Origin of the sequence: Rhodococcus sp. HNM0563, assembly GCF_012726195.1 — a bacterium.
Taxonomy (GTDB): Bacteria; Actinomycetota; Actinomycetes; order Mycobacteriales; family Mycobacteriaceae; genus Rhodococcus.
Genome location: NZ_JAASAF010000038.1, coordinates 1 through 611 on the forward strand (window position 1 = coordinate 1; position 611 = coordinate 611).

Here is a 611-nt window from a genome sequence, read left to right on the forward strand (position 1 = left end):
AGTCCGCCACCAGGCGCTGACAGATATGCACACGCAGGAACTGAATCGCACTGAAACGGCGCGGGAAGTCCAGAGACCGAGCATTGATGCTCACCTTCTGTGGCTTGAAGCAGAGCTGAAGCGTCTTGAGAAGCAGATAAAAGACCTGACAGACGATGATCCGGATATGAAACACCGCAGGAAACTGCTGGAAAGCATCCCGGGTATCGGAGAGAAAACATCTGCGGTATTGCTGGCTTATATCGGTCTGAAGGACCGCTTCGCCCATGCCAGACAGTTCGCCGCTTTTGCGGGTCTGACACCACGGCGTTATGAATCAGGNATGCCAGACAGTTCGCCGCTTTTGCGGGTCTGACACCACGGCGTTATGAATCAGGTAGCAGTGTGAGAGGGGCGAGCCGGATGAGTAAGGCCGGACATGTGTCGCTTCGCAGGGCGTTGTATATGCCCGCAATGGTAGCCACCAGTAAGACTGAGTGGGGACGGGCGTTCCGCGACCGTCTGGCGGCTAATGGCAAGAAAGGAAAGGTGATTCTCGGCGCGATGATGCGCAAGCTGGCACAGGTGGCGTATGGAGTGCTGAAGTCAGGCGTGCCGTTCGATGCGTCACG

1 pseudogene is annotated in these 611 nt (G+C 56.7%); it reads left to right on the top strand.

What is annotated here, in order from left to right:
* Positions 1-611 (top strand): annotated as a pseudogene (locus HCA61_RS25865) (transposase); the annotation flags it as partial.